Raw genomic sequence first — 26293 nt, forward strand, 5'->3', positions numbered from 1 at the left:
TGCTTGAAGATTTGTTATCAAGCAAAATGATTTTATTATTTATAACTACGAGTTTTAAGCTCGATATATTTGTAATTCAAGTCCTCTTTGTGTAACACCTCTGTATTGATGTCATCTCCTTTATATTCCCAAGCGGCAACATAAGTAAAGTTTTCATCATCACGCATTGCTTCACCTTCTTCTGTTTGGTATTCCTCACGGAAGTGACCACCACAAGATTCGTTACGATTAAGTGCATCAATAGCCATTAATTGTCCTAACTCTAAGAAGTCAGCTACACGTCCAGCTTTTTCTAACTCAGTATTCATTTCGTTAGCATCACCAGGAACTTTAACATCGCGGTAGAATTCTTCACGTAAAGCAGCAATTTCAGCAATCGCTTCTTTTAAGCCTTCAGCGTTACGAGCCATACCTACTTTATTCCACATAATGATTCCTAAACGTTTGTGGAAACTATCTACAGTTTTAGTTCCTTTATTGCTTAAGAAATGTTGAATTTGGTCTTTAACAGCTTTTTCAGCTTCATCAAATTCTGGTGTATTTGTAGGAATTTTACCTGTACGAATATCTGCTGATAAATAATCTGCAATTGTATAAGGTAATACGAAATAACCATCTGCTAAACCTTGCATTAAGGCAGAAGCTCCTAAACGGTTAGCTCCGTGATCAGAGAAGTTAGCCTCTCCAGCTACGAAACATCCAGGAATTGTTGATTGTAAGTTGTAGTCAACCCAAACACCACCCATTGTGTAGTGAATTGCAGGATAGATACGCATTGGATTCTCATATGGATTCTCATCTGTAATTTTCCAATACATTTGGAATAAGTTTCCATATTTCTCTTCAATCCATTTTTTACCTAATTTCTCGATTTGAGCATCTGATGGATTTTGATCTCCGTTTGCGAAAGCAACCTCACGACCTTTTTTCTTAATTTCGTCTGTAAAGTCTAAGTAAACTCCTTCTCCAGTTTCATTAGCTTCGATACCATAACCAGCATCACAACGCTCTTTTGCAGCACGAGATGCAACGTCACGAGGAACTAAGTTACCAAATGCAGGATAACGTCTTTCTAAGTAGTAATCTCTGTCTTCTTCTTTGATATCTACTGCTTTTTTCTTACCAGCACGGATTGCTTCAGCGTCTTCTTTCTTTTTAGGAACCCAAATACGACCAGAGTTACGTAAAGATTCAGACATTAAAGTCAATTTAGATTGATTTGTTCCGTGGATAGGAATACAAGTTGGGTGAATTTGTACATAACAAGGGTTAGCAAAATAAGCACCTTTTTTGTGAATTTTCCATGCAGAAGTTACGTTAGAACCCATTGCATTAGAAGATAAGAAATATACATTTCCGTAACCACCTGTAGCAATAACTACAGCGTGTGCAGAATGTCTTTCAATTTCACCTGTAACCAAGTTACGAGCAATAATACCACGAGCTTTACCATCTACAAGTACAATGTCTAACATTTCGTGACGATTGTACATTTGGATGTGCCCTAAGTGGATTTGCTGATTCATTGCTGAATAAGCTCCTAATAATAATTGTTGTCCTGTTTGACCTTTCGCATAGAAAGTACGAGATACTTGTACCCCACCAAAAGAACGATTATCTAATAACCCACCGTAATCACGTGCAAAAGGAACCCCTTGCATTACACATTGGTCGATAATATTACCAGAAACCTCTGCTAAACGATAAACGTTAGACTCACGAGCACGGTAATCACCACCTTTGATTGTATCGTAAAATAAACGGTAGATAGAGTCGTTATCTCCTTTATAATTTTTAGCAGCATTTATCCCCCCTTGTGCAGCAATAGAGTGTGCACGACGTGGAGAATCTTGGTAACAAAAAGCTTTTACTTTGTATCCTAACTCTGCTAAAGTAGCAGCAGCAGAACCTCCAGCTAAACCTGTACCAACAACAATAACATCAATTTTATCACGGTTATTTGGAGCCACTAAGTTTAAGTGAGCTTTGTGTTCGCTCCATTGTTTTGCGATATCCCCTTGAGGAGATTTAGAATCTAATATACTCATTTCTTGATATTATTTAATTATTTAACAAAAAAATGGTAAACAGCAATGATAATAAAACCAGCTGGGATAATAATAGAATACCATTTTCCGAAAGCAACAATTACTGGAGTGTATTTGTTGTGTCTTGCACCAATCGATTGGAATGCAGAAGCAAAACCATGTTGTAAGTGTAATGATAAAAATACAAAAGCTACAATGTAGATAACTAATCTTACGAAAGATAAAGCACCTTCTAATGTAAATACATGATTTAAGTGATCCATGAAGTAATTCCCTTGTGCAAACGCTGGGTTTGGAGCAATGTAATGTTCAGTGATTGTAGGAACCCAAAAATCATACAAGTGTAATAATAAGAAAACTAAAATTACAGATCCAGAAACTAACATGTTTCTTGACATCCAAGTAGCATTTGCAGCACCATTGTACTTTTGGTAAGCAACTGGTCCACGCGCTTTTTTGTTTTGCGCTTCTAATACAAATCCCATTACAAAATGGTATACAACACCAATTAATAAAATAGGTTGCATTAAATATTGAATAAAAGGGTTGTAACTCATGAAAGCCGAAACTTCATTGAACCCATTCGGATTAATAACAGATAATGCATTAATCACGAAATGTTGTAACAAGAACACGATCAAAAATAACGCTGAAAGCGCCATCGCGAACTTCCTACCAATCGACGATTTTAGTAATGATTCATTTGCCATAAAGCAATACGTTTAATTTTTTAGATATTTCCACAAATTTACTAAAGTCAACGCTCTATTCACAATGAATTATATCATTTCATTAACGTTTACTTATAGTTTAGAATCATTCTTAGTTAAATAAGTTAAGTAAATGTTAAATTTTAAAAAATAATTTCATTATGCACATCCATATATTTAATAAATGCTTATAATTGTAACCGAAAAGTAGAATAACTTTTCATAGGTTTAAGTTAGTTAGGTTAATCCTCTTGTAATTTTATTATAAGAGGATTTTTTTATTTTGTAACATTTTAATAATTTTCTCTACATATAGTCACAAATAAAAAGTTTGGATAGCAAAGCAAACATATTTACCGAATTAGTCGAAAAAAACCAGGGAATTATTCATAAGGTGTGTCGCATATACACAGATGATAAGGATTCTCATGACGACTTGTTTCAAGAAATTGTCTTGCAATTATGGCGTTCATACGATTCATTTAAGGGCGATTCTAAATTTAGTACTTGGATGTATCGTGTTGGCTTAAATACCGCTATAACACTTATTCGAAAAAAATCAAGATCACACGAAACAGAGTATAATGAAAATCACTTTATCAACATCAAATCTGATGAAGGCGATGAAGTGCTTGAAGAACAAATTACATTATTGTATGCTGCTATTCGTTTATTGAATGATGTTGAACGAGCATTGGTATTGCTTTTCTTAGAAGATTTGCCTTATCGTGATATTGCCGAAACTTTGGGTATTTCTGAAGTAAATGCAAGAGTGAAAATGAATCGTGTGAAAATAAAATTAAAAGAAATAATGTCTAAAATGGAACAATAATGGAGTTAGACGATTTAAAATCAATTTGGGGTTCCATAAAGGAAGAAGAAAAATTTGATCGAAATCAGATTTTTCAAATGTTAAAAAAGAAATCATCAACTACGATAAAATGGTTATTTATCTTCACTTTTTGTGAGTTTATCCTTTTTCTTGGTTACAATTTATACATCTTAATATCGGGTAAAAACTTCTTTAACACCAAAATACAAAATTTAGTTGAGCAAAGTACAATCAATAATTATGAAATTGCCTCGGTTTGCAGTATTGCTTTTACATTTGTTTTTTTGGTGATGGCTTATAGATATTTCAAAAAAATTGATCTTAACCAGTCTGTAGCAGATTTAATGAAAAATATTATCTCTTTCAGAAAATTGGTTAACCTGTTTATTCTTTTTACGGTTTTGAGTTTAATTGTTTCTTCTGCACCATTTTATTACGAATTAGGTAAATCAATTTACATTGCAAAACACGCAAACGATATCAAACCATTAACCGAAAATGCAGCTGTTTATGGCTGGGTTGCAATAATTACAGCAGTTGCTTTTATTGTAATTATTGGTACGGTATATTATGGTATTATTTATTTTTTATTCCTAAGAAAACTACAACAAAATCTGAAAGAGCTTAGAGAAATGAAATAAAAATAATACTTTTGTAATCTGAATGAAAAAATTTATCCAATATCTCATGTTAACGATTTCACTGTTTATGACGGTGTATCAATCTGCGCATATATTGGATCATGCCTTAAATAATGAGCACAAAGAGCAGAATGACAAATTCTCTAATGTACACGATCACAGCTGTACAGTTTGTCATTTTAATCAACATTTTATCGAAAATGACTCAGAAGTTGAATTATTTGTTTGGACAACATCAATTGTTCAGAAAGATAAAACTGTATTCTCAACAAATGTAAAACAATCTGTTTTACTAACACACAAATCTCTTCGAGCACCGCCCTACTCTATTTAATTTCAAAGAAAAAACACCCTTATTTTTTAACGTTATTAAATTATTGTATTTATGTCAAAAAACATAAAATGCGGTATTGTAGCTACATTATTGTGTAGTTCTACTTTTGCTCAAAATATTTTTGAAGGTCAAATTGTTGACAAAAATCAAAAACCAATTTCCTTTGCAGCTATTCAAATTGATGATGAAGAATTTCATTCAGATGCTGAAGGAAAATTTAAAATTGAAGATTTAAAGAAAGGAAATTATCTAATTCAGATTGACGAACAAGGCTACGAACCTTTTTCGCAAACAATTACCTTTGATCATAAGCAGAAATTTGTTTTTACTCTTACTTTTCATAAAGCTTATAATCTTGATGAAGTTACTGTTTTAGGACATCATCATGATTTTTCTACTGCAAATATTGAACGAGTAGATCAGTCATATATTCAAGAAAATTATGCTGGATCTCTTGCAAAATCATTGGAAAATATAGCAGGTGTTAACGCTTCTGGAATTGGATCTTCTGCTTCAAAACCAATTATTCGTGGACTTGGTTTCAATCGATTAATTGTGACAGAAAATGGAGTAAAACAAGAAGGACAACAATGGGGAGCTGACCATGGATTAGAAATTGATGCGCTTAATGTAGAAGATATTGAAGTAATTAAAGGTCCTTCGGCTTTAGAATATGGAAACGAGGCAATTGCTGGTGTTATTAAAATTAACAACAATAATTTACCAAAAAAACATACAAATTCTGGTGAGGCAAAAGCATTATATCAATCTATTAATCATAATTACGGTTTAGGATTTAATGTAAAATCTCGTGGTGACCAGTTTTTCTACAAAATAAAAGGTTCTTATTCTGATTACGCGGATTACAAAACAACAGCAGATCAGATTTATTATCTAAACAGATATTTACCAATTTATAATAAACGTGTAAAAAACACGGCTGGTAGAGATTTGAATGCAGAAGTTCAGGTTGGATATGTTGGAGAAAAATTTAGGTCAATCCTAACTCTTTCTAACGTAAATCAAAAAATGGGATTTTTCCCTGGTTCTCATGGAATTCCTTCAGTTGATCGTTTACAAGATGATGGAAACAATAGAAACATTGAATTTCCATATCAAAAAGTAAATCATTTTAAAGTGATTTCTGAAAATGAAATTCGACTAAATCCAAAAGATGTTCTAAAATTTACAACAAGTTATCAGAACAATCGAAGACAAGAGCTTAGTTCTTTTCATACACATTATGCCAATCAAGTCGCGCCAACAATAAATCCAGATTTAGAGTTGGATTTTGATCTTTCTACCTATGATTCTCAATTAAAATTTGAACATAATCATAATCAAAACTTCAAAACTGTAATTGGTGCGCAAGCTCAATTACAAGCTAATAATATTGCAGGTTACAATTATCTATTGCCAAAATATGATCGTAATATTTATAGTGGGTTTTTGATTGAAGAATTCAAAAAAGGAAATACTTGGAAAATAACTGCTGGTTTACGTTATGATTATTCCACATTTAAATCTGAAGGTTACTTTGACGAATTTTTGTACAATTATTTAATCGAAAAAGGTAATTCAGCTGGAATTGCAGATTATTATGCAACAAGAAGTAAATCAATCAATCGTAACTTCAGTAATTTAAATGGAATGATTGGTGTTACATTTCAGCCAAATGATGAGTGGGATTTTAACTTTAACGCTGGTACAAATTTCCGTTTACCAACTGCTATCGAATTGGGATCTAACGGAATACATCACGGAAGTTTTAGACACGAACGCGGTGACGAAAATCTTGATGTAGAAAAAGGAATTGCTATAGATTTCAAATCTGTTTTTCATAAAAATGATTGGGATATTTCGATTAGTCCGTATTTATATTATTTCAGTAACTATATTTTCTTGAAACCTTCGGGGCAATTTTCTATTCTTCCTCATGGTGGTCAGATTTATCAATATACACAAAGCAAAGCCTTGTTAACCGGTTTTGAATTTGAAGTTCGCAAAAAAATCAACGAAAATTTTGATGCAAATCTTGTGTACGAGTATTTGTATAACAGACAAGTAACTGAAAATAATAAGTTTGGTAATTATCTACCATTTACTCCAGCTAATAATTTGTTTGGACAAATTAATTATAAAGTCAATCAACCAATTGCATTTTTAGAAAATGTCAACTTTTTCGCTAACGGAAAATATACGTTTGAACAAAATAAAATTGCTCAAAACGAAGATATTACACCAAGTTACTTTTTAGTTGGAATTGGCGGAAAAACACAATTAAATTTCGGTCACTTTAAAGCTAATTTGAGTGTACAAGTTTCTAATTTGTTTAATAAAAATTATTACAATCACACTAGTTTTTATCGTGCTTTAAAATTGCCAGAACAAGCACGTAATATACAAGTCATGTTAGCTGTGCCATTCGGAAAAAAATAGAAATATGAAAAGAAATCAGTCATTTTTTGGACTATTCTTTTCGATTATCATTTTTTCAATACCAATTTTTAATCAACTCCATTTTACATTAATTGATCATTGCGAAACAATTAACAAACAAAATAAGGAGGTTATTCATCATAATTGTCAACATTTTACCTTTTACACGGTTTTTATTGATACGCATGATGATCCAAAAATTGAGATTGCAAATAAGATTTATTTTGACAAAGAAATCAGTTCAAAACTTGTAGAAAATCATTCAATTTCTGCAATAGAATTAAATTTTAATCGCGGCCCTCCACAAATGATGGAAAGAGAATATTGTAAAAATTTTACAAATCTCGTTGCTTAACATTTAAAATATAATTCATAAAAAAAATAGAACATGAAAAATTCAATCTTAAAATATACATTCATTACATTATCAGCTTTATTTATATCATCTTGTTCAAGTGACGATTCGACATTGGACACTACAAAACCAGAAATTAATTTGATTTCTCCTAAAGATGACGCTCATTTACATTTGGGCGATGATATTAATATCGAAGCAATTTTGAAAGATAATGTAGAATTGGGTGCTGTAAAAATTGACATTCATTTTGCTGGAGATGGGCATCATCACAAGACAGCTGATGTACAATGGGAATTTACAAAACAAGAAGCTATACCAGCTGGTAAAAAAGAACATGCTTTTAACTACAAAGTAGCTATTCCTAAAGAAGGAATTGTAGATGGGCATTATCATTTAGGTATAATCTTGATTGATAAAGCAGGAAATCAATCCGAAGCTTACATCGAAATAGATATTGTAGATCATGCTCATTAGCATTAATCAACAACTTAAAAAAAACGTCTGAAATTTCAGACGTTTTTTTTGTGTTTATTGTTAAATGAATGTTACTTTAGCATTACCGAACAGAAAATATCAAACTTACAAAATGATTGCAATAGCAGACAGTGGATCTACCAAAACAGATTGGGTAATTTTAGGAAATGATTTAAACGAAGTATTTAGAACCAGTACAATAGGATTTAATCCGTATTTTGTTACATCTCAAGATATTTGCGAAGAATTACAAAAAAATGAAGATTTTAAACCATACGTAAATAATTTTGAAAAAGTATTTTTTTATGGTGCAGGAACTTCAAATCCAGAGATGCACGAAGTCGTTAAAAAAGGCTTACAAGCTTTTTTTGGTGATGCAGAATTTGTTGTTGACCATGACTTATTAGCTGCTTGTTATGCTACTTATATGGGAAAACCAGCTATGGTTTGTATTTTAGGTACCGGATCTAATTCTTGTTATTTTGATGGTACAACAATGCGAGAAGAAACAAAATCTTTGGCTTATATTTTAGGAGATGAAGGTTCTGGAAATGACTTAGGTAAACGTGTATTACGTGCTTTTTATACAAAAAAAATGCCTCCACATCTTGCTAAAGCTTTTGATGATTATTACAAATTACCAGTTGACGAATTAAACAAAAACGTTTATCAAAATAAGTTTGCAAATGCATACTTAGCTTCTTTCAATAAATTTGTTGTAGAGCACAAAAATGATCCTTATATTCAAAAGATTATCTATGATGCAATGTCTTCTTTTATCGAATATCAAATTATGCCTTATGAAGAAGCTCGTCATTCAGAATTAAATTTTATTGGTTCTATCGCACATATTTACGAAGATGTAATACGTTCTGTTGCTGCCGAATATCACTTAACAGTTGGTCATATTATCAGAAAACCAATTGATAACGTTGTTAATTATCACAAAAATTATTTAATTAAGTAAAATGCTACAACCTAAAATTGCTGTAATATCTTACAATACACCTCATCGTAAAACACAAGATGTATTATATGGTTTAAAAGCAAAAGGTTATCATTCTATTAAAGTTTTCGCTTTACCTTTTGTACAACGCGAAAATCCATTTGTGCCAATATATCAGCATCGTCCAAGTAAAGCAATTCAAATTACACCAAGTAATTTTTGCAAAAATTTCGATTATGATTTTGACTTGACAACTACTGATACGTTAAATAATCAATTAAACGATTATAAAGCTGATTATATTATAATTGCAGGCGCAGGACTATTACCTAATGAATTGGTTGAGAATCATAAAATCATCAATACGCATCCAGGTTTTTTGCCTTTAACTCGTGGTTTAGACTCGTTAAAATGGGCGATTGTAAAAGGTGTAGAAATTGGTGTTACAACACATTTTATAGATACTGAAGCTGATGCGGGCTTGTTAATTGAGCAACAACTTATTCCAATTTTTGAAAATGATACATTTCATTCATTGGCTTATCGGCAATACGAAACAGAAATAGAGATGCTAGTCAACTCGATAGAAATCATTCCTACAATGATTGATTTCAAATCACTTTCATCAAACGAGTTTGAAGCGACTCGCAGAATGCCAAAAGCTATTGAAGAAAATTTGATGCAAGATTTTGAAAAATACAAAACAAAATTCTGTCAAGCATAACAAAAAGATCAACTTTAGTTGATCTTTTATTATTTAAATTCAACTTCATTTATATTAATTACTTCAACTAAAGTTTCTAAATAATTTATTTTGTAATCATTTATTTCAACTTTGGACTTTTCTAAAATAAACAAACCTCCTTTATCAGTCTTCACACTTTTGAATAACTCGTTTTCTTTAGCAAGAATTTTATAATAGGTATTATTAATTAAATTCTTAAAAATCAAACTTCTTCTCGATATTAACACAAAGAAGTTACTCCAAAAAAAATTCGTTACAAACCTATTGTGAGTATAATTTGAATGATAATTAATAATAGATACAATATCATCCTTATAGTTATATAGAATAAAATTTCTTTCATAAGGAATAAAAACAACTGGTAAAAATGGATGAGAAAACTCAAAATTTACATTCATCATTATTCTATTCCAACGCCCATTCACTTCATTAAAACGTTCAGTAATATCTACTCCTTCATTTGATATTTTAGGTATTAGTAACTCTCTTCCGTTGTTTGGTTCATCATAACCAACAACTTCTAATTTTAAAACTTGATCAAAAGATTCTAGTAAACTAAATGGATAGCACATAAATAAAGGTTTAATTTCAAATTTAAAACTAATATTCATTAATTCTCCTTTCTCTTCCTCTTAAGATGTAAAATTTCTTTGATTGGATTGTAAACCATAATAAAAACCATCATTACAATTCCGAAATAAAACAAAGTTCTAAAGATTTGAATATCCGCAATTAACAAAGCTTGATTATACAATTGTGCTTTCAGATTTGTTGCAGTCAAACTGATTGATTCATTCACTAAATGAGTTGTTGCTTGTTTATCAAACAAATTATTCCATTGCTCCTGAAAAAAGACTTTTGTGCGATCTAAATTTTCTGTCATATAAAACTGATGTTTGGTAGAGAAAAACAACACTGCATTTTGCATAATAGAAAAACTAATTGTTGACGACCAATAGCGCATTGCTACTGCAGCTTGCATCGTATTCATAGAAAAATTAGCATGCACAGAACCTACCATATATTGTAAAATTGGAGCAAACAACATTCCCTGCCCTATTCCCTCCATCAACAAAGGTGGAATAATTGCGTTAGGACGAGTATCCGGAACCAAAATATAACTAAACCATAACATGGTAGAAGTTAAACAGAAAAAACCTCCAAAAAAAACATATTTATATTGCGTTTGAAAACGACTAATGATATAATAAGAAAACAATGCGCCAATGTAAATTCCGGCACAATTGTAATATTGTATCTGCAAAACAAACTCCCAATTCCATTTCCAAACAACATTCATTACTTGGTAAATGTTACTCATACTCGATTTGAAAATATAAAAGGTAAAAAACAACAACATACCTACAATAACTCTTTCTGAACGAAGAATTTCGAAGTGAAAAATTGGTTTCTTAGACGTTAATTGTTGTAAAATAAATAAGCCTGAAAAGATAAGCATCGCCGCAAAAGCTATGACAATGTAAGAAGATTCGAACCAATAATACCTTTTACCATAAATCAATAAAAAAGCACCCGCAATTAATGACATCATCATCAAAAAATAACCTGCTAAATTTAGCTGATACAGAGGCTTTTTAGGATACAATCTACCATGACTAAAGAGAAAAACATAAATCATCAAACTTAGGACATGGAAAAAAATAACGGTATAAATTACCATATTGAAATTATAATTTTCGATGGCAAATTTCACTATTGAGGTTGTATATTTATCTGCCGTCATCATAAATCCATATAAAAACGTATTTCCTAACAATCGTCCATATTCACTTTTTATACGCGACATTATGAGTGGCACAATTATACAACCTTCCAAATAAGAGGTTGTTCCTTGTATCACACGTAGTAGATAAATCAATTGAGTATTTGTTGTCAATGAAATCATTAACATTAATACAATATTGAGAATGGTCATAAACAGTAAATATGATCGAATATTAAAAAACTGAAACAATCGTTCGTTAATAAAAAGACCGCAAACTATTGTTGCATAAGCCAAAGAAAAAATGAATTGTAAATCGTCTACATCAACATCAAGAAATGAAGCCGTAAACATACTATTCATATTAAAAAGAGAAAGAATCATCACGTGCGGAATCAACGCAGCAATGAGAATTGGAAGCACCAATTTTTCTGGTATCCATTTCTTAAAAATGGGATGTTGATTGTGCATTGAATTATTTCTTCAATTTTACAATCAAGTTCAAAACATTCATACGAAAGTTTGTCGAATTAAAAATATTATATTGATTTCATGATTAACTTACCTAAAAAAGTAGAAAGGAAAGCTGCCTGAGAAAAAGTAGTTGACTTAAATCTGATGTTGAATTATAAATCGTTAATAGACGATGATTCATTTTTTATCTAATAATAAACTTAAAATCAATAAAATAAAACTAGAAACTATAACAATAGAAATCTATATTTTGATTGATTTATTTTGAAGGCAAACTTAAGGTCTTATCAATAGAAACAAGTTTACTGATTGAGAATAAAATTTGTTCATTTACGCCAAGATAATTTTTTATTCTTTACAAAATTTGATTCTTCACGATAAAAAGTGATAAAAAAGAAAAGCGTATTTGATACAAATTAGATCAAATACGCCAACTAAATAAAAATAATATACTAAGATGTTTTGTAAACTCGATTTTTGATTGGCTGATACAAGACAATTCCAATTACAACCATTACACCAATTGCAAATAAAATTCTGAAAATTTCGATGTTCGAAACTAAAAGTGCTTGATTAAATAACTTTGATTTGAAAGCTGATGCTGTTAAATGCAAAGAATCATTCTGAAGATGATTTAAACTATTTTTGTTAAACAAACTCATCCATTGATCTTGAAAAATTGAATTGGTTTGATCAAGATTTTTTGTCATCAAAAATTGATGTTTGGTAGACAAATATAAAACACTATTTTGCATGATTGCAAAACCAATTGTTGTGGTCCAAAAACGAATTGCAACACCTGTTTGTGATGTACTACCCGAAAAATTAGGATGCACAGAACCTACCATATACATTACCAAAGGCGTAAATAAACTTCCTTGCGCAATGCCTTCTAACATCAGAACTGGAGCAATTGCATCAATTTGTGTATCTGGAAAAAATAAGTAACTAAACCACAACATACTAATGGACAAAAGCAAAAAACCGAAAATAAAAATAGAACGATAATCAACTTTATTTCTCAACATAAAATACGATGCAAACACACCAATAATAGAACCCGCAACGTTAAAATACTGAATTTGCAATACATATTCCCAAGGCCATTTCCAAACAACGCTCATTATTTGGTAAATATTACTCATGCTTGATCGTAGAAGATAGAAGAAAAAAAAGAGTATTACACCTAATATTACCTTCTCAGATTTAAATGCTTCAAAATGATATAATGGTCTTTTCGAAGTTCGCTGATGTAGAATAAACAATCCACTAAAAATCAATAATAAAGTAAAAGAAACAACGATATAAGAAGATTGAAACCAATCATACTTTTTACCATAAACCAAGAAAAAAGCTCCTGAAATTAATGCAATTAATAGCAAAAATACTCCACCTAAATTTAATTGATACAAAGGTTTTTTAGGAAACATTCTGTTCTCATTAAAAAAAAAGACATAAACCAACAATGCAATAACATGAAAAACCATCACAGTATAAACAATCATATTGTGGTTGTAATTCTCAATCGCGAATTTCACAATAGATGTAGTAAATTTATCACCTGTCATCATAATTCCGTACAAAAAAGAATAGGCAATCAACCGAGAGTGTTCGCTTTTGATCTTCGACATGATGATCGGAATTAGAATACAACCTTCAAACAACGAAGCTGGTCCTTGAATAATTCTCAAAATCAAAATTACTTGTGTATTTTTCGTCAAACTCATCCCAAATAATACTAAAATATTCAGCATCGTCATAAACAACAAATAGGAACGAATATTAAAAAACTGAAAAAATCTAACATTCAGAAACAATCCACAAACAATTGTTGCATAAGCAACTGAAAATAAAAACTGTAAATCATCTACTTCCAAATCCAAAAAAGAAGCTGTAAACGTACTATTCATCGTGAAAAGCGTTAACAACATCAAGTGCGGAAATAAGGTCAAAATTAGAATTGGAACAACTAATTTATCGGGAACCCATTTTTTGAATATTGAATTTGGACTTTGCATGGTTTTGTTTGTTTCTAATTTACTTTCTCTGCAGATACGCTAACATTCATTCCTGAGCGTAATCTTTCGTTATTTTTTGATTTTTTTAATATTATTTTGATCGGAAAACGTTGTTCAATTTTCACAAAGTTTCCTGTTGCATTATCGGGTTTTATTAAAGCAAATTCGGATCCTGATGCTGGCGAAAGTGATTCTACTTTACCTTCAAATACAATATTAGGAAAGGCATCTGCTTTTACTTTTATGGTTTTATCTAAATCGATTTCGCCAAGTTGAGTTTCTTTAAAATTTGCTACAATCCATTTTTCTTCCGAAACCACTTGTACCAAGGCTTGTCCTTCTTTGATTAATTGTCCAACTTGAATATTTTTTACTCCAACCCAGCCGTCATATGGTGCGATAACATAAGAATAGGAAAGAATTAGTTTTGCATTATTTAATTGGGCTTTTTTCTGCAAAATTTCCGTTCTAACGGGAGCAACTTTTGTTTGTTCTGCAGATGTACTTACATTAATAACATTTCGTTGTTGTTCTAATGCAGCTAAATTTGCTTTTGCTTGTTTGTATTTTGCTTCAACTTCTTCAAATTGTTGTACTGTTGCAGCGTCTTCGTTCACCAAATTTCTGAAACGAGTATAATCTTTCTCAGTTCGCCAAACTTCTATTTTTGCAGACTCTATTTTTGCATTAACAACATTTACATCACTTGCTTTTGTATCAACTGCTTTTTCATATGTTGCGACAGATTGCGAAGTACTTTCCAGATTTGCAGATGCAATATCTACTTGATTTTGATATTCTCTATTATCAATCACAACCAATGTATCACCTTTGTGAACATATTGATTTTCTTCAAAATTAACTTTCGTTATAAATCCTGAAACTTTACTAGACACTGGCGTAATGTATTGGCGAACTTGAGCATCATTGGTATTTACGTGCGAACTCGAAAATAAATAGAACCAACCTACAGCTCCCAATCCTATCAAAATAAATATCCACGCAATAATGGAAAGTGTTTTGTTTAATCGTTTTTCTCCTTTTGTCAACTGTTTTGTCATCGTATTATAAGTTTCCTAAAATGTATTGTAATTGATAATATTTTAATTGTTTATTGATTTGTAACGATATCAGATTAGATTGCGTTTCTAGATAAGTATTATCCGCATCAATCAACTCTGTAATCAAGCTAAGTTTATTAATGTATTTTGTTCTTACAATTCTATAATTCTCTTTTGCTTGAACAATCGCTTCTTCTGCAATTTTGATCTTTTCTATCGCATCATCTAATCGTTTATTAGCCGCAAAAACATCATGTGTTATTTGTTCTTCTCTTTCTTCTATTTCTAGTTTTGCTATCGAAATATTACGGTCCGCAATGTGCATTTTCTGCTTATTTTTATAAAAACTACTGATTGGAATAACCACATTAACACCTACCGAACCAAATCTGTACAAATGCTCTTCGGGCGGAAAAAACATAAAATTGGGATAACTCAATCCGTATTCTGCACCTGCAGAAATCTTAGGAAGTGTATTAGCTTTTGTAATTTTTCTATCCAATTGTTTCAAATTCAAATCAGTTTCAGCAATTTTTAGATTTTCACTATTTTCTATCGCTTCCAAAACCATTTCGTCAACCAAACCAATCTGATCTTCGTTCGTGAATAATTCAGAAGTATCTAAATGAACATCTTCATGAACAGCTAAAAGGGTTTTTACTTGATGCTCTACAATTGCAATTTCATTCTCTAATTCAGAAAAAGACATTTTATGATTGGATAATTGCAACTCTGCTCTCAAAACCTCATTATAAGTAACTAAGCCGTTTTGTTTAAAGATTTTAATTTGTTTAATATTAGCAGAATCTTCGTGCATTTTGTCAGTAATCAATTTTTGTTGCTCTCGTAAATGAAGCACTTGCAAATAAGCTGTAATAATTTGCATACGAAGTTCACGTTCATCTTTTCTGATTTGTAGTTTAGAGATTTCCGTTTCTAAAGCAGCTTTTTTCTCTTCATTTTTAATAATTCCACCCATATAAACTGGAATCTCAGCAGAAAGCGTAAAATCATATTTGATTCGCGGAACTTTATATTTTGTAGATGATTTAAAAAGTCCATCCTCATACTGGTTGATATTACTTAAAACATTAAATCCTGTGTGGAAATTAACATCCGGAAGTTTTTCATTTTTCAAATCTTCCTCTTTCAATTCAGCCACATTTGATTGCAAGGTTTTAATTTGTAACTTTTTATTATTTTGTAAGCCAATTTCAATTGCTTTACTCAATTTTAAATAATTGTAATTGATTTCTGTTTGTGCATAAGTCAATCCACTCAACATCAAAAACAACGTAAGCAATTGATATCTAACAAGATTAAATATCATATTTTTAATAAATTCTAAAAGTTTTATTGATTTTTTACATTGCAAAGGTAAGTGCAAAACAAAGTAAGCTAAATGATAAAATAAGAAAAAAATTTGCTCATTTAAGCCAAATTATTGAAATTTGTGAGACCAAAAAAAGGCTAAGAAATGAAACAATTCCTTTTAGATAGTATTGACAACGAGAACACAGATTTTTATATCTATCATGTTCATTTAGATACGATAGAAACAGGGCTTCATCAACACAAAAAATCTCAACTATTATATGCCGAAGGTGGAATTGTACACATTTTTGTAAACGAAAAACACTGGTATTTACCTGCAAGATGTTTTATGTGGATACCTGCGAATACCGAACATTCTATTTTGACTTATAGTAAAAAAGGAGATTTGTACAATTTCTATTTCAATGATTATGAAGGAGAAAACGAATTCTACTCAATTCCGAATATTTACTACGCAGGAGATTTATTGCGCGAAATGTTTTTGTTTACTAAAAATTGGAATGGCGAAATTGAGAGAAACAATCCAGCTAGATATGATTTAGTAAAAGCTATCAAATCTATTTTACCAGAAATGGAATCAAATAAATTACCGATTACCATTCAACACCCTTTTCCCAAAGACCAAAAACTAATCGAAATTGCTCAGTTTTTAATGACCAACATCGAAAAAAATTATACAATAGAAGAAATTGCCAAACTATTTGGTCTTAGCACACGTACACTTTCGCGCAAGTTTAAAGATAATATGGGGATGAATTACGTGCGTTTTTTACGCTCTTTGCGTATTACTAAATCGTTAGAATTAATTGCTGAAAATAAATACAATATGTACGAAATTGCCATGTTAGTTGGCTATAATTCGCTTTCGTCTTTCAGTAATATTTTCTTGAAAGTTTCTGGTATTCGACCAACAGAATTTGCACAAATGTTGCACAAGAAAAAATAGATTAATCAAAAAATTTTATATCTTCATCATTCATACTATAATTAACTTTTATTAATCACTAACATGAAAATAGTTGCTTTTGCAGGTAGTAATAGTACTACATCAATCAACAAACAATTGGTTACTTACGCTTCTTCTTTATTAGTTGAACAAGATGTCGAAATCTTAGATTTTAATGACTATTACATTCCAACATATTCTATTGATATAGAAAAAGAAGAAGGTTTTAGCGAAGATATTAATGCATTTTATGCTAAATTATTTGAGGCAGATGTACTTTTAGTTTCATTAGCAGAACACAACGCATGTATTACTGCGGCGTTTAAGAGTTATATGGATTGGTGCTCTCGTATCAATTATAAATTATTAGAAGGAAAAAAATTAGTAGTGATGAGTACTTCTCCTGGTGGATATGGAGGGAAAAATTCGTTAGAAGTTGGTTCAAGATTATTAACAAAATTGGGTGGCACAATCATTACGAACTTCTCTTTACCTAAATTCTATGAAAATTTTTCGGAAGGTAGAATCACAAATGAAGAATTGAATAAAGAATTGATTGAAAAAATGGACGAATTTCAAAAAAATATACAATAAAATCATTTCCTAACATACATCAATTAATAGAAACTATCTGTGCTCTAAATTTGTCATATAATTAGAAATTAAACTTAAAGATATATGAAAATTTTAGCGTTCGCTGGATCAAACAGCAAAAATTCAATTAACAAAGAATTATTAAATTATACAGTAAATCAATTAAACGATGCAGAAATTGATTTAGTAGACATCAACGATTTTGAGATGCCAATTTATTCAATTGATCGTCAATTAGAGAATGGTTTTCCGAAATTAGCAGAAGATTTTCACCAAAAAATCAAAGATTCAGATGGTGTTATTGTTTCTTTAGCAGAACATAACGGAAACTTTTCTGTTGCTTTAAAAAACATTTTAGACTGGGTTTCTCGTATTGAAATGGGTTATCTTAAAGATAAAAAATTATTATTATTAAGTACTTCTCCTGGATCTTATGGAGGAGGAAATGTAATGGATGTTGCAACAAAATATTTCGAAATGTTTGCAAGTGGAGAAGTTGTAGCAAGTTCTACATTTCCATTCTTTAATGATAACTTCCAGAATGGTGAAATTGTAAACGAAGAATTAAAAAATACAGTTGATGAAAAAATCAATGTATTTCAAAATACATTTGCTTCAGTAGAAGCATAATTGTAATGTATATAGGTAAATGCTCGGAAATAGTTTCCGAGCATTTTTTATTTATTCTTAATTAGTAACGAACCCGACTTTGTTTGATTATCAGCCAATTTTATAACAAACCAATAGGTGTCCGTTGGCAGTGGTTTACCTCCTATTTTACCATCCCACTTAAAATTTTCAGTTTTTGTGATGACTTTTATTTGTTTACCAAAACGATCATAAATTTCGATAACTGCATCTGAATAATTTTTCAGATAATCATTCAAATCCCATACGTCATTTATTCCGTCATTATTTGGAGAAATAAGATTAGGAATAATCTTTGTTTCTACCTCTAAAAGCTTCATACACTCCCCATTAGTAGATTTCATTTTAACAATAAATTTTCCTTCCGGAACATTAAAAAATGTGTTTGAATTTTGCCAAGAATGTATGACATCTCCTTTTAAGGTTTCTAATTGATACTGAACATTTGTATTACCTCCAGAACCAACAATTACGATAGAGTTATCTAAAGTTGTATTTACAATAACCGACGGAAATTGTACTAAAACAACCTTCGTTACAGCTTCTGATACACAATCTCCTAATTGAGTCACTAAACAATAAACACCTTCTGATTTTACTTCCAAAATTTGATGATTGCTTATCAAACTACCGTTTTCATCAAGCCACTTGTACGAATCAAATCCGTTTGGTGCATTAATAGTAATTGAAGAAAAGTCTGGGCAATAGTAATATATTGGTAAAATATCAAGTTTCGTATTCTTAGTTAAAGTAACTTTGAAATCTTCACTAACTGATCCACAACTTGCTGATTTAGTCACTTTAATCGTGTAAATCCCTTCAATCGTATTTTGCCAATTTATAGTTACTTCATTCACATTTTCAAGAATAACTCCTTTAAAATCTGGTTCAACAATTTGCCATCGATAAACAAAATTCGATCGATTATTTACATTAGCATCAACCGAATATTTTTTTATAGAATTGGAACAAACTTGTTGCTGTCCTAATAGTTTGCTCCTTTTTACAAGGAGCAAATTCACTATTAAGAAAAAATAAAAATAATATTTGACATGAAATGATTTCAATTACAAAGCTTGAATTGGAGTAATCGTTACTTGCGCACCAACTGTGATAGTCGCTGTTACATTTAAGTTGATCAAACTACATGCATTAGCTGTATTATCTGATTTAACTTCTGTTATAATCATCGTTTGATTAACTTGAGCATTCGGAACTAAAATATCAATTTTATTATTAGCAGTTATTGTTACAGTTGCAGCTACTCCATTTATAGTATACGTTACGATATTTCCGTTTGCAGCATGTATTGTGAACACAGCGTCATTTCCATAACAAACTTCAGTAACTGGATCAATAATAGGTAAAACTGGTTTATTATTAACCACTACATTCAACGTTTCAGAAACTTCTGTCGGACAAGTATTATTTTTCTTAAACACTTTCAAAACATAATTTCCAGCTGGTAAATTCCAATCAAATGTTGCTAAATTATTTGTCAAACTACCATCAGTATCCGTAATAGTTGTAACCTCTGTTATACCATCTGCTTGAAATACTTTCCAAGTATAAGTTGATGTAGAAACATCTGGCAAATTGGTACCAGTTGCATTAGTATCAGTTCTATAATTTTTTTGATCCCCTGCGCAAACGTTTTGTTGTGCAAATAGTTGAGTACCAGAAACACTCAAAAAAAGAAGTAGAAATAGCTTAAGAGTAAAATTTTGTTTCATCATTTTTAGTTTTAATGTTAATATTCTATTGGTGTTAGTTTATTTTCAACAACTTCAACTTTGTATAATAAAGATTTCAATACAGCTGTTTTTGATTTAGAGGTACTCGAGTTTTTCCATTTTAAAGTATAACTCAAATCACAATAATAGTAAGTTATTCCAGGTACTGAAGTATCAGGCGAATAGGACGTTGAAGTAGCTCCAGCAATTACATTACCATTAGTCGTATCTGGAACAGAAGCAGAAAACCATTGATATGTCACTATCGAATTATTGTCTACAGCTAAATTAACAGGCGTATTTTTACAGATTTTAAAGTTTTTGTTTTCTTCATCAATTGCAAATTTTTGATAAATAATATTACTTTGAAAGGTTGAACAACTTGGTGTTGTAACCCAATAATTAGGATTCAAAAATCTCAAAATCCATTCATTTTTAGATGTTATAGATTTTGATCCATCATAATAAGAATAAGCAGATTGTAAGTTAGTAGTTAAGTGAAAATCAGTGATATCATAATTATCATCAGATTCATCACCGGGCAAACCTGAATTTCTTGTTTCAGAAACTACTAAATCTGAGTAACTATCCCAATTTAATTGATTATTATAAGCCGTAACAAGCGTTGTACTTACAAAAATACCTTTGTGATCATCGTTCAAATCCATATTCCAACTTCCATTATTGAAAATGAAAAATTGATCGGTTAGAGCGATATTAAAAATACCATTGGTTACCTTTTCACAATTCCAAGATGGATTAAGATTATTTAAATTTAAATTTGTTAAACCTGCTGGTATTTTGATTGAAAAAACTTCTCCTTTCTCAATTGTAGAACCTATTTTTTTAGTCAATTTCAAGACGCCCTCTGTCGTTCCTAAAAAGTTATTCAATTTTCTTTGCCAACCATTATCTGTTATATAAATAATTGTATTAGGCAAAATATCTTTGAGCGTTACAAGAAAAACCTCATCAACAAACTCAGTAGAATTAGAATAATTTGTTGTACACAAAGAATTTACATTAGAGTTTACTGCGTAAACAAGAAGATCTCCTTTATCAAAATTTGTCTGAGCTGATAAAGTGAAATAAGAAATGATAAATAATAAAATAAAGAAGTAAAATTTATTCATTGAAAATCATTTATTTACAATGAATATAATTCTATTTTACAAGAAAAATATTTTATAAACGGATATAAATAATTACAAAAGATTAATAAACTATATTAAGTATTTATAAAATAAAAAAACCGAGAAAAATCTCGGTTCATAACTAATTTACATTTATTTCGTATGTGATATCAATACCACCTGCAGCCAGCATATCATGCACACTACAATATTTTTTCACTGCTAATTCGGCGGCTTTATTTGCTTTATCGATGTCTATATTTCCTTTCAAAAAGAATTTGATATGGATATCAGTAAAAATATTAGGAACCTCATCACGACGGTTACCTTCTACTTCTACTTTAATATCTTCGATATCTTGACGTTGTTTTTTTAGAATTTCGTTCAAATCAAAAACACTACAACTACCCAAAGCAACCAAAACTAATTCCATCGGACGAACACCTTTCCCTTCTCCTCCAATAGATTCTGGTCCATCTATATTCACTTTTACCGATGAACTTGGTGCAGTTGCTTCGTAATGAGAAGCCTGATTTACTCTATTTAATTCTATTTTCATTTCTTAATCTATTTAATGTATAAAATTAATCAATTTTACTGACAAAATATTTCTACAATGATGTAAAAACAATTCGATTTATCATTATTTTTAAATCCACAAAAACTTAAAAACTGATTATGAATAGTATCGTTTATTTTGAAATTCAGTCAAATGATCCTCAAAAATGCATCGAATTCTACCACAATGTTTTCGATTGGAAATTCACAAAACAAGAAGGTTTACCTCTTGAATATTATAGAATTGAAACTTCGGGTATGGAAGGCGGTATGTTTAAACGTCCTGCTGATACACCTCCTTTAAATTGTGGAACAAATGCATTTACTTGCACTTTACAAGTTGAAAATTTTGATACAACTGCAGAAAATATCCTGAAAAACGGAGGAATTGTTGCTATGCCAAAATTTGCAATTCCTGGTATGTCTTGGCAAGGTTATTTTTTGGATACTGATAACAATGTTTTCGGAATTTTTGAAGTAGATCCAAATGCAAAATAAAATAAAAGCCGCTAATAAGCGGCTTTCTATTTTGTTCAATATCTTAAAGAGAATGATATTTAAAACTTTGTTCGTTTTTAATCGTTTTCACTGATTCATAAATCAATTCGATTACATTTTTCACATCAGATTGATGAACCATCTCCACTGTTGTGTGCATATAACGCAATGGCAACGAAATCAGAGCTGAGGGAACACCTCCATTACTATAAGCAAATGCATCTGTATCTGTTCCTGTTACACGAGAACTTGCTGCACGCTGAAACGGAATATTGTTTTTTTCTGCTGCGTCAATAATTAATTCTCGTAAGTTATTCTGAACTGCTGGAGCATAATAAACAACTGGTCCGTCACCACATTTTTGTTCACCTTCTTTCGATTTTGTAATCATTGGTGTAGTTGTATCGTGCGTTACATCTGTAATGATTGCAACATTTGGCTTAATTGTTTCCGTAATCATTTCCGCACCACGCAAACCAACTTCTTCTTGTACAGCATTTACAATGTACAATCCGAAATCTAATTTATCTTTATTCTCCGCTAATTTACGCGCAACCTCAGCAATCATAAAACCTCCCATTCTATTATCTATCGCACGACAAACAAAATAACGATCATTTAATGTAAAAAATTCATCTGGATATGTAATTACACAACCTACATGAATTCCAAGTTCTAACACTTCTTCTTTCGACGTGCAACCTGTATCAATCCATATTTTATCCGGAGTTGGGGCTTCATCTTTCCCTGCTTGACGCAAATGAATTGCTGGCCATCCAAAAACTCCTTTCACAATTCCTTTTTTTGTGTGAATATTTACCACTTTAGAAGGGGCAATCATATGATCTGATCCTCCATTTCTAATCACATAAATTAATCCATCATCAGAAATATAATTTACAAACCACGAAATCTCGTCAGCATGCGCCTCAATTACAACTTTGTAAGGTGCTTCTGGATTAATAACTCCGTAAGCAGAACCGTAATTATCTGTTTTAATTTCATCTACATATGGTTTTATATAATCCATCCAAACTTTCTGTCCAGCACTCTCAAAACCAGTTGGTGAAGCAGTATTCAAGTATTTAGTTAAGAAATCTAATGATTGTTGATCAAATAAATTATTTACACTCATTTTTATATATTTTATAACAAATGTACTACTTTTAGGAACAATTTTTGAATGAAATCGGACATGAAATATCACATCTATTATATCGTCATCATTTTATTTTTATCACCTTTTCATCAACTGAAAGCGCAAATTTTTGGATTAGATTTAGGTGGAAAAAATACTACGCAAGAAATTAAAAATGACTCTATAAACCTAGATGATTTTTCATTCAATCCACTAGATACCATTCATCTTAACGAAGCCAATTCTTATGCTGTTCACCTAAAATCTGATTTAGAAAAAAAATATTATTTATGGCTAAGAAAACGTGTTCGTGATGTTTGGCCGTATGTACGCACAGCTGTCAGAGAGTATAATTATGTTTCTGATACTATCCAAACAATGGATAAAAGACGAGATCAAAAACGATTTATAAAATCTCGTCAAAAACAGCTTGCTGATCAATTTGAAAATCAACTTAAAAACATGTCAAGTTCTCGTGGACAAATCTTAACAAAACTAATCTACAAGGAAACTGACAAAACAACATACGATATTATAAAAGAATTGCGTGGTGGTGTAAATGCATTTTTATATCAAGCTGCAAGTGGAGCTTTTAATATAGACCTCAAACAAAATTTTGATCCAAAACGCACAAGAGAAGATCTTTACATTGCTGTTATTCTACAACGAGATTTTGCTGATGGTACCTTAAAACCTGTTGACGAAGATTAACTTTCTTTAACAATTTCCAATAACAATAATTTATCTCTTTTTTATTATATTTGATACAATAAAGGGAAAAATTTGGAAAAAAATATAAAACGAATTGGTGTTTTAACCTCTGGAGGTGATGCACCTGGAATGAATGCGGCCTTACGTGCCGTAGTAAGAGCATGTAAATTCTACGAAATTCAATCAGTTGGTATTCGTCAAGGCTATGAAGGTTTGATAAATAATGATATGATTGATTTAGGACCTCGTTCCGTAAAAAATATTATTAATCAAGGAGGAACAATTCTAAAAACTGCTCGTTCTCTCGAATTCAAAACGAAAGAAGGTCGCCAAAAAGCCTATAATCATCTTATACAAAATAAAATAGATGCATTAGTTGTAATTGGTGGAGATGGCTCATTTACTGGAGCAAATATTTTTCACAAAGAGTTTGGAATTCCGTTTATAGGAATTCCGGGCACTATTGACAACGATATTTTTGGAACTGATTTTACAATTGGTTACGATACTGCGCTAAATACTGTTATAGATGCTATTGATAAATTAAGAGATACTGCTACATCACATGATCGTGTATTTTTTGTGGAGGTTATGGGACGCGATGCTGGTTTCATAGCACTAAATAGTGGGATAGCTTCGGGTGCGCAAGATATTCTGATACCAGAACAGCGTGATGGTGTTGAAGATTTATGTAGCTCTTTAGAGCGATCTGAAAAATCTGGAAAAAAATCTAGTATTGTTGTAGTTGCTGAAGGCGAAAAATTAGGTGGCGTTTTTGAATTAGCAAAACAAGTTCAGTCTCGTCATCCAGAATATGATATTCGTGTAACTGTTTTGGGACATATACAACGTGGTGGTTCTCCATCTTGTCAAGATCGAGTTTTAGCAAGCCGATTAGGAATTGCTGCTGTAGAAGGTTTATTAGATGGTAAAACCAATTTAATGGCTGGTATCCGATCAAACAAAGTTGTCTTCACTCCTATCGATGAAGCGATCAAAAAGCACAACGAGATTGATACAGAATTGATCAAAGTAGCTAATATCTTAGCAATTTAAAAAATTAATATAAAGGGAAATTATATATACTATGTCAAAAATTAAAATTGGAATCAACGGATTCGGAAGAATTGGTAGCCTTGTTTTTGGGGTTGCTATTAAAAGAGATGATATCGAAATTGTAGGTATCAACGATCTTGTTGAAGTGGATTATTTAGCTTACATGCTAAAGTACGACTCAGTTCATGGAAAATTTGAAGGAGAAGTAAAAGTAGAAGATGGTCATTTAGTTGTAAATGGTCAAAAAATTAGAGTTACAGCAGAAAAAGATCCTGCAAACTTAAAATGGGATGAAATTGGTGCTGAAATTGTGATTGATGCAACAGGAATTTTCTTAACAAAAGAAACTGCTGGTAAACACATAGAAGCTGGTGCGAAGAAAGTGGTTTTAACAGGACCTTCTAAAGATGATACACCAATGTTTGTAATGGGGGTAAATCATGAAACAATTACAGCAAACGACACCATTGTTTCTAACGCATCTTGTACAACCAACTGTTTGGCTCCTTTAGCTAAAATCATTCACGAAAAATTTGGAATTGTAGAAGCTTTAATGACGACAGTTCATGCAACAACAGCTACACAAAAAACGGTAGACGGACCATCTAATAAAGACTGGAGAGGTGGTAGAAGTGCTATGATTAACATTATTCCTTCTTCAACTGGTGCTGCAAAAGCTGTTGGTAAAGTTATTCCAGAATTAAACGGAAAACTAACAGGTATGTCTTTTCGCGTGCCTACAGTAGACGTTTCTGTTGTAGACTTAACCGTTAAATTAGCAAAGGAAACAAATTACGATGAAATCAAAAAGGTAATGCGCGATGCTGCTGAAGGCGATTTAAAAGGAATTGTAGGATATACAGATGAACCTTTGGTATCAATGGATTTCCGAGGAGATACAAGAACTTGTATTTTTGATGCAGAAGCTGGTATTATGCTTAATCCAACATTCGTAAAACTAGTCGCTTGGTACGATAACGAAATTGGATACTCTAACAAAGTGGTTGATTTAGTGCAACATATCGCTAAAATATAACCTCTCGTTTTCGAGATATTAAATAAGTCTTTTCAATAAAGAAAAGACTTATTTTTTTTGCATTTATTTAGCATTTTATGGACTAATCTTTGAAATATTATAGT

General features: G+C 31.0%; 27 protein-coding genes. 15 read left to right on the forward strand and 12 right to left on the reverse strand.

Translation table 11 applies throughout. The features are described from left to right. Window positions 1-35: 35 nt before the first annotated feature. Both QHG34_RS06770 and QHG34_RS06775 read right to left on the reverse strand, forming a co-directional pair. Window positions 36-2048: a fumarate reductase/succinate dehydrogenase flavoprotein subunit gene (locus tag QHG34_RS06770; protein WP_282629445.1), complete on the reverse strand. Its 2013-nt coding sequence runs from the start codon at window positions 2046-2048 to the stop codon at window positions 36-38. 17 nt (window positions 2049-2065) lie between these two features. Further along, the gene (locus tag QHG34_RS06775; RefSeq protein ID WP_282629446.1) at window positions 2066-2758 is read right to left on the reverse strand and encodes a succinate dehydrogenase cytochrome b subunit; all 693 of its coding nucleotides are present in this window, start codon (window positions 2756-2758) and stop codon (window positions 2066-2068) included. A 331-nt stretch (window positions 2759-3089) separates the two neighbouring features. On the opposite strand from QHG34_RS06775, the gene QHG34_RS06780 reads away from it, so the two are divergent. From QHG34_RS06780 to QHG34_RS06815, 8 genes are all read left to right on the forward strand, one after another. Beyond that, entirely contained in the window at window positions 3090-3590 is a 501-nt protein-coding gene (locus tag QHG34_RS06780; protein ID WP_282629447.1) for an RNA polymerase sigma factor, read from the forward strand. Continuing rightward, a complete protein-coding gene (locus tag QHG34_RS06785; RefSeq protein ID WP_282629448.1) occupies window positions 3590-4231 on the forward strand; it encodes a hypothetical protein in 642 nt (213 codons plus the stop codon). Before QHG34_RS06780 ends, QHG34_RS06785 begins: the two co-directional genes overlap by 1 nt. A gap of 46 nt (window positions 4232-4277) precedes the next feature. After that, on the forward strand, window positions 4278-4565 hold the full coding sequence (locus tag QHG34_RS06790; RefSeq protein ID WP_282629449.1) for a hypothetical protein: 288 nt from the start codon (window positions 4278-4280) through the stop codon (window positions 4563-4565). Window positions 4566-4616: 51 nt separating this feature from the next. Beyond that, window positions 4617-7004 carry a TonB-dependent receptor gene (locus QHG34_RS06795; protein ID WP_282629450.1) on the forward strand — a complete coding sequence of 796 codons (2388 nt, stop codon included), beginning with the start codon at window positions 4617-4619 and terminating at the stop codon, window positions 7002-7004. A 4-nt stretch (window positions 7005-7008) separates the two neighbouring features. Next, a complete protein-coding gene (locus tag QHG34_RS06800) occupies window positions 7009-7359 on the forward strand; it encodes a hypothetical protein (RefSeq protein ID WP_282629451.1) in 351 nt (116 codons plus the stop codon). A 33-nt stretch (window positions 7360-7392) separates the two neighbouring features. Further along, entirely contained in the window at window positions 7393-7836 is a 444-nt protein-coding gene (locus QHG34_RS06805) for a DUF4625 domain-containing protein (protein ID WP_282629452.1), read from the forward strand. 112 nt (window positions 7837-7948) lie between these two features. Further along, window positions 7949-8803, forward strand: coding sequence for an ATPase (locus tag QHG34_RS06810; RefSeq protein WP_282629453.1), 855 nt, complete (start codon window positions 7949-7951; stop codon window positions 8801-8803). A 1-nt stretch (window position 8804) separates the two neighbouring features. Beyond that, a complete protein-coding gene (locus QHG34_RS06815) occupies window positions 8805-9506 on the forward strand; it encodes a formyltransferase family protein (protein WP_282629454.1) in 702 nt (233 codons plus the stop codon). 29 nt (window positions 9507-9535) lie between these two features. Here QHG34_RS06815 and QHG34_RS06820 read toward each other — a convergent pair whose 3' ends face one another. From QHG34_RS06820 to QHG34_RS06840, 5 genes are all read right to left on the reverse strand, one after another. After that, the gene (locus QHG34_RS06820; protein WP_282629455.1) at window positions 9536-10099 is read right to left on the reverse strand and encodes a hypothetical protein; all 564 of its coding nucleotides are present in this window, start codon (window positions 10097-10099) and stop codon (window positions 9536-9538) included. A gap of 38 nt (window positions 10100-10137) precedes the next feature. Continuing rightward, complete coding sequence (locus tag QHG34_RS06825) at window positions 10138-11721, reverse strand: MFS transporter (protein ID WP_282629456.1); 1584 nt, start codon at window positions 11719-11721, stop codon at window positions 10138-10140. Window positions 11722-12176: 455 nt separating this feature from the next. Then, window positions 12177-13742, reverse strand: coding sequence for an efflux MFS transporter permease (locus tag QHG34_RS06830; RefSeq protein WP_282629457.1), 1566 nt, complete (start codon window positions 13740-13742; stop codon window positions 12177-12179). A gap of 14 nt (window positions 13743-13756) precedes the next feature. Next, a complete protein-coding gene (locus QHG34_RS06835) occupies window positions 13757-14803 on the reverse strand; it encodes an HlyD family secretion protein (RefSeq protein WP_282629458.1) in 1047 nt (348 codons plus the stop codon). A gap of 4 nt (window positions 14804-14807) precedes the next feature. Further along, window positions 14808-16133: a TolC family protein gene (locus QHG34_RS06840; protein ID WP_282629459.1), complete on the reverse strand. Its 1326-nt coding sequence runs from the start codon at window positions 16131-16133 to the stop codon at window positions 14808-14810. Between the two features lie 147 nt (window positions 16134-16280). On the opposite strand from QHG34_RS06840, the gene QHG34_RS06845 reads away from it, so the two are divergent. From QHG34_RS06845 to QHG34_RS06855, 3 genes are all read left to right on the forward strand, one after another. After that, on the forward strand, window positions 16281-17084 hold the full coding sequence (locus QHG34_RS06845) for a helix-turn-helix domain-containing protein (RefSeq protein ID WP_282629460.1): 804 nt from the start codon (window positions 16281-16283) through the stop codon (window positions 17082-17084). A 63-nt stretch (window positions 17085-17147) separates the two neighbouring features. Then, window positions 17148-17678 carry an NADPH-dependent FMN reductase gene (locus QHG34_RS06850; protein ID WP_282629461.1) on the forward strand — a complete coding sequence of 177 codons (531 nt, stop codon included), beginning with the start codon at window positions 17148-17150 and terminating at the stop codon, window positions 17676-17678. Window positions 17679-17762: 84 nt separating this feature from the next. Further along, window positions 17763-18308: an NADPH-dependent FMN reductase gene (locus tag QHG34_RS06855; RefSeq protein WP_282629463.1), complete on the forward strand. Its 546-nt coding sequence runs from the start codon at window positions 17763-17765 to the stop codon at window positions 18306-18308. A 47-nt stretch (window positions 18309-18355) separates the two neighbouring features. Here the strand turns inward: QHG34_RS06855 and QHG34_RS06860 are convergent, their stop codons facing one another. The 4 genes from QHG34_RS06860 to QHG34_RS06875 all read right to left on the reverse strand — a co-directional run bounded on the left by QHG34_RS06860 (window position 18356) and on the right by QHG34_RS06875 (window position 21751). Further along, window positions 18356-19348 (reverse strand): T9SS type B sorting domain-containing protein, encoded by a 993-nt coding sequence (locus QHG34_RS06860; protein WP_282629464.1) that lies wholly within the window; start codon window positions 19346-19348, stop codon window positions 18356-18358. Between the two features lie 45 nt (window positions 19349-19393). Further along, a complete protein-coding gene (locus tag QHG34_RS06865) occupies window positions 19394-20059 on the reverse strand; it encodes a hypothetical protein (RefSeq protein WP_282629465.1) in 666 nt (221 codons plus the stop codon). A 17-nt stretch (window positions 20060-20076) separates the two neighbouring features. Beyond that, the gene (locus QHG34_RS06870; protein ID WP_282629466.1) at window positions 20077-21192 is read right to left on the reverse strand and encodes a hypothetical protein; all 1116 of its coding nucleotides are present in this window, start codon (window positions 21190-21192) and stop codon (window positions 20077-20079) included. A 142-nt stretch (window positions 21193-21334) separates the two neighbouring features. Continuing rightward, a complete protein-coding gene (locus QHG34_RS06875) occupies window positions 21335-21751 on the reverse strand; it encodes an OsmC family protein (RefSeq protein WP_282629467.1) in 417 nt (138 codons plus the stop codon). Between the two features lie 119 nt (window positions 21752-21870). On the opposite strand from QHG34_RS06875, the gene QHG34_RS06880 reads away from it, so the two are divergent. Then, a complete protein-coding gene (locus QHG34_RS06880) occupies window positions 21871-22248 on the forward strand; it encodes a VOC family protein (protein ID WP_282629468.1) in 378 nt (125 codons plus the stop codon). A gap of 43 nt (window positions 22249-22291) precedes the next feature. On the opposite strand, the gene QHG34_RS06885 is transcribed toward QHG34_RS06880, so the two are convergent. Then, window positions 22292-23383 (reverse strand): M42 family metallopeptidase, encoded by a 1092-nt coding sequence (locus QHG34_RS06885; protein ID WP_282629469.1) that lies wholly within the window; start codon window positions 23381-23383, stop codon window positions 22292-22294. Window positions 23384-23443: 60 nt separating this feature from the next. On the opposite strand from QHG34_RS06885, the gene QHG34_RS06890 reads away from it, so the two are divergent. From QHG34_RS06890 to gap, 3 genes are all read left to right on the forward strand, one after another. Further along, window positions 23444-24097, forward strand: coding sequence for a DUF4294 domain-containing protein (locus QHG34_RS06890; RefSeq protein WP_282629470.1), 654 nt, complete (start codon window positions 23444-23446; stop codon window positions 24095-24097). 72 nt (window positions 24098-24169) lie between these two features. Then, the gene (gene pfkA, locus QHG34_RS06895) at window positions 24170-25153 is read left to right on the forward strand and encodes a 6-phosphofructokinase (RefSeq protein ID WP_282629471.1); all 984 of its coding nucleotides are present in this window, start codon (window positions 24170-24172) and stop codon (window positions 25151-25153) included. 31 nt (window positions 25154-25184) lie between these two features. Beyond that, window positions 25185-26189 (forward strand): type I glyceraldehyde-3-phosphate dehydrogenase, encoded by a 1005-nt coding sequence (gene gap, locus QHG34_RS06900; protein ID WP_282629473.1) that lies wholly within the window; start codon window positions 25185-25187, stop codon window positions 26187-26189. Window positions 26190-26293 lie beyond the last annotated feature (104 nt).

The organism is Empedobacter sedimenti (genome assembly GCF_030005555.1).
GTDB classification, from domain to species: domain Bacteria; phylum Bacteroidota; class Bacteroidia; order Flavobacteriales; family Weeksellaceae; genus Empedobacter; species Empedobacter sedimenti.

What these genes read in the sequence shown, in the direction of transcription:
- QHG34_RS06875 (WP_282629467.1), bottom strand. Translation starts at nt 21,751, where the DNA reads ATGAAAATAGAATTAAATAGAGTAAATCAGGCTTCTCATTACGAAGCA.
- gap (WP_282629473.1), top strand. Translation starts at nt 25,185, where the DNA reads ATGTCAAAAATTAAAATTGGAATCAACGGATTCGGAAGAATTGGTAGC.
- QHG34_RS06865 (WP_282629465.1), bottom strand. Translation starts at nt 20,059, where the DNA reads ATGAAACAAAATTTTACTCTTAAGCTATTTCTACTTCTTTTTTTGAGT.
- QHG34_RS06775 (WP_282629446.1), bottom strand. Translation starts at nt 2,758, where the DNA reads ATGGCAAATGAATCATTACTAAAATCGTCGATTGGTAGGAAGTTCGCG.
- QHG34_RS06855 (WP_282629463.1), top strand. Translation starts at nt 17,763, where the DNA reads ATGAAAATTTTAGCGTTCGCTGGATCAAACAGCAAAAATTCAATTAAC.
- QHG34_RS06795 (WP_282629450.1), top strand. Translation starts at nt 4,617, where the DNA reads ATGTCAAAAAACATAAAATGCGGTATTGTAGCTACATTATTGTGTAGT.
- QHG34_RS06825 (WP_282629456.1), bottom strand. Translation starts at nt 11,721, where the DNA reads ATGCACAATCAACATCCCATTTTTAAGAAATGGATACCAGAAAAATTG.
- QHG34_RS06770 (WP_282629445.1), bottom strand. Translation starts at nt 2,048, where the DNA reads ATGAGTATATTAGATTCTAAATCTCCTCAAGGGGATATCGCAAAACAA.
- QHG34_RS06790 (WP_282629449.1), top strand. Translation starts at nt 4,278, where the DNA reads ATGTTAACGATTTCACTGTTTATGACGGTGTATCAATCTGCGCATATA.
- QHG34_RS06835 (WP_282629458.1), bottom strand. Translation starts at nt 14,803, where the DNA reads ATGACAAAACAGTTGACAAAAGGAGAAAAACGATTAAACAAAACACTT.
- QHG34_RS06890 (WP_282629470.1), top strand. Translation starts at nt 23,444, where the DNA reads ATGAAATATCACATCTATTATATCGTCATCATTTTATTTTTATCACCT.
- QHG34_RS06805 (WP_282629452.1), top strand. Translation starts at nt 7,393, where the DNA reads ATGAAAAATTCAATCTTAAAATATACATTCATTACATTATCAGCTTTA.
- QHG34_RS06880 (WP_282629468.1), top strand. Translation starts at nt 21,871, where the DNA reads ATGAATAGTATCGTTTATTTTGAAATTCAGTCAAATGATCCTCAAAAA.
- QHG34_RS06845 (WP_282629460.1), top strand. Translation starts at nt 16,281, where the DNA reads ATGAAACAATTCCTTTTAGATAGTATTGACAACGAGAACACAGATTTT.
- QHG34_RS06785 (WP_282629448.1), top strand. Translation starts at nt 3,590, where the DNA reads ATGGAGTTAGACGATTTAAAATCAATTTGGGGTTCCATAAAGGAAGAA.
- QHG34_RS06885 (WP_282629469.1), bottom strand. Translation starts at nt 23,383, where the DNA reads ATGAGTGTAAATAATTTATTTGATCAACAATCATTAGATTTCTTAACT.
- QHG34_RS06840 (WP_282629459.1), bottom strand. Translation starts at nt 16,133, where the DNA reads ATGATATTTAATCTTGTTAGATATCAATTGCTTACGTTGTTTTTGATG.
- QHG34_RS06820 (WP_282629455.1), bottom strand. Translation starts at nt 10,099, where the DNA reads ATGTGCTATCCATTTAGTTTACTAGAATCTTTTGATCAAGTTTTAAAA.
- QHG34_RS06800 (WP_282629451.1), top strand. Translation starts at nt 7,009, where the DNA reads ATGAAAAGAAATCAGTCATTTTTTGGACTATTCTTTTCGATTATCATT.
- QHG34_RS06830 (WP_282629457.1), bottom strand. Translation starts at nt 13,742, where the DNA reads ATGCAAAGTCCAAATTCAATATTCAAAAAATGGGTTCCCGATAAATTA.
- QHG34_RS06815 (WP_282629454.1), top strand. Translation starts at nt 8,805, where the DNA reads ATGCTACAACCTAAAATTGCTGTAATATCTTACAATACACCTCATCGT.
- QHG34_RS06870 (WP_282629466.1), bottom strand. Translation starts at nt 21,192, where the DNA reads ATGAATAAATTTTACTTCTTTATTTTATTATTTATCATTTCTTATTTC.
- QHG34_RS06810 (WP_282629453.1), top strand. Translation starts at nt 7,949, where the DNA reads ATGATTGCAATAGCAGACAGTGGATCTACCAAAACAGATTGGGTAATT.
- QHG34_RS06850 (WP_282629461.1), top strand. Translation starts at nt 17,148, where the DNA reads ATGAAAATAGTTGCTTTTGCAGGTAGTAATAGTACTACATCAATCAAC.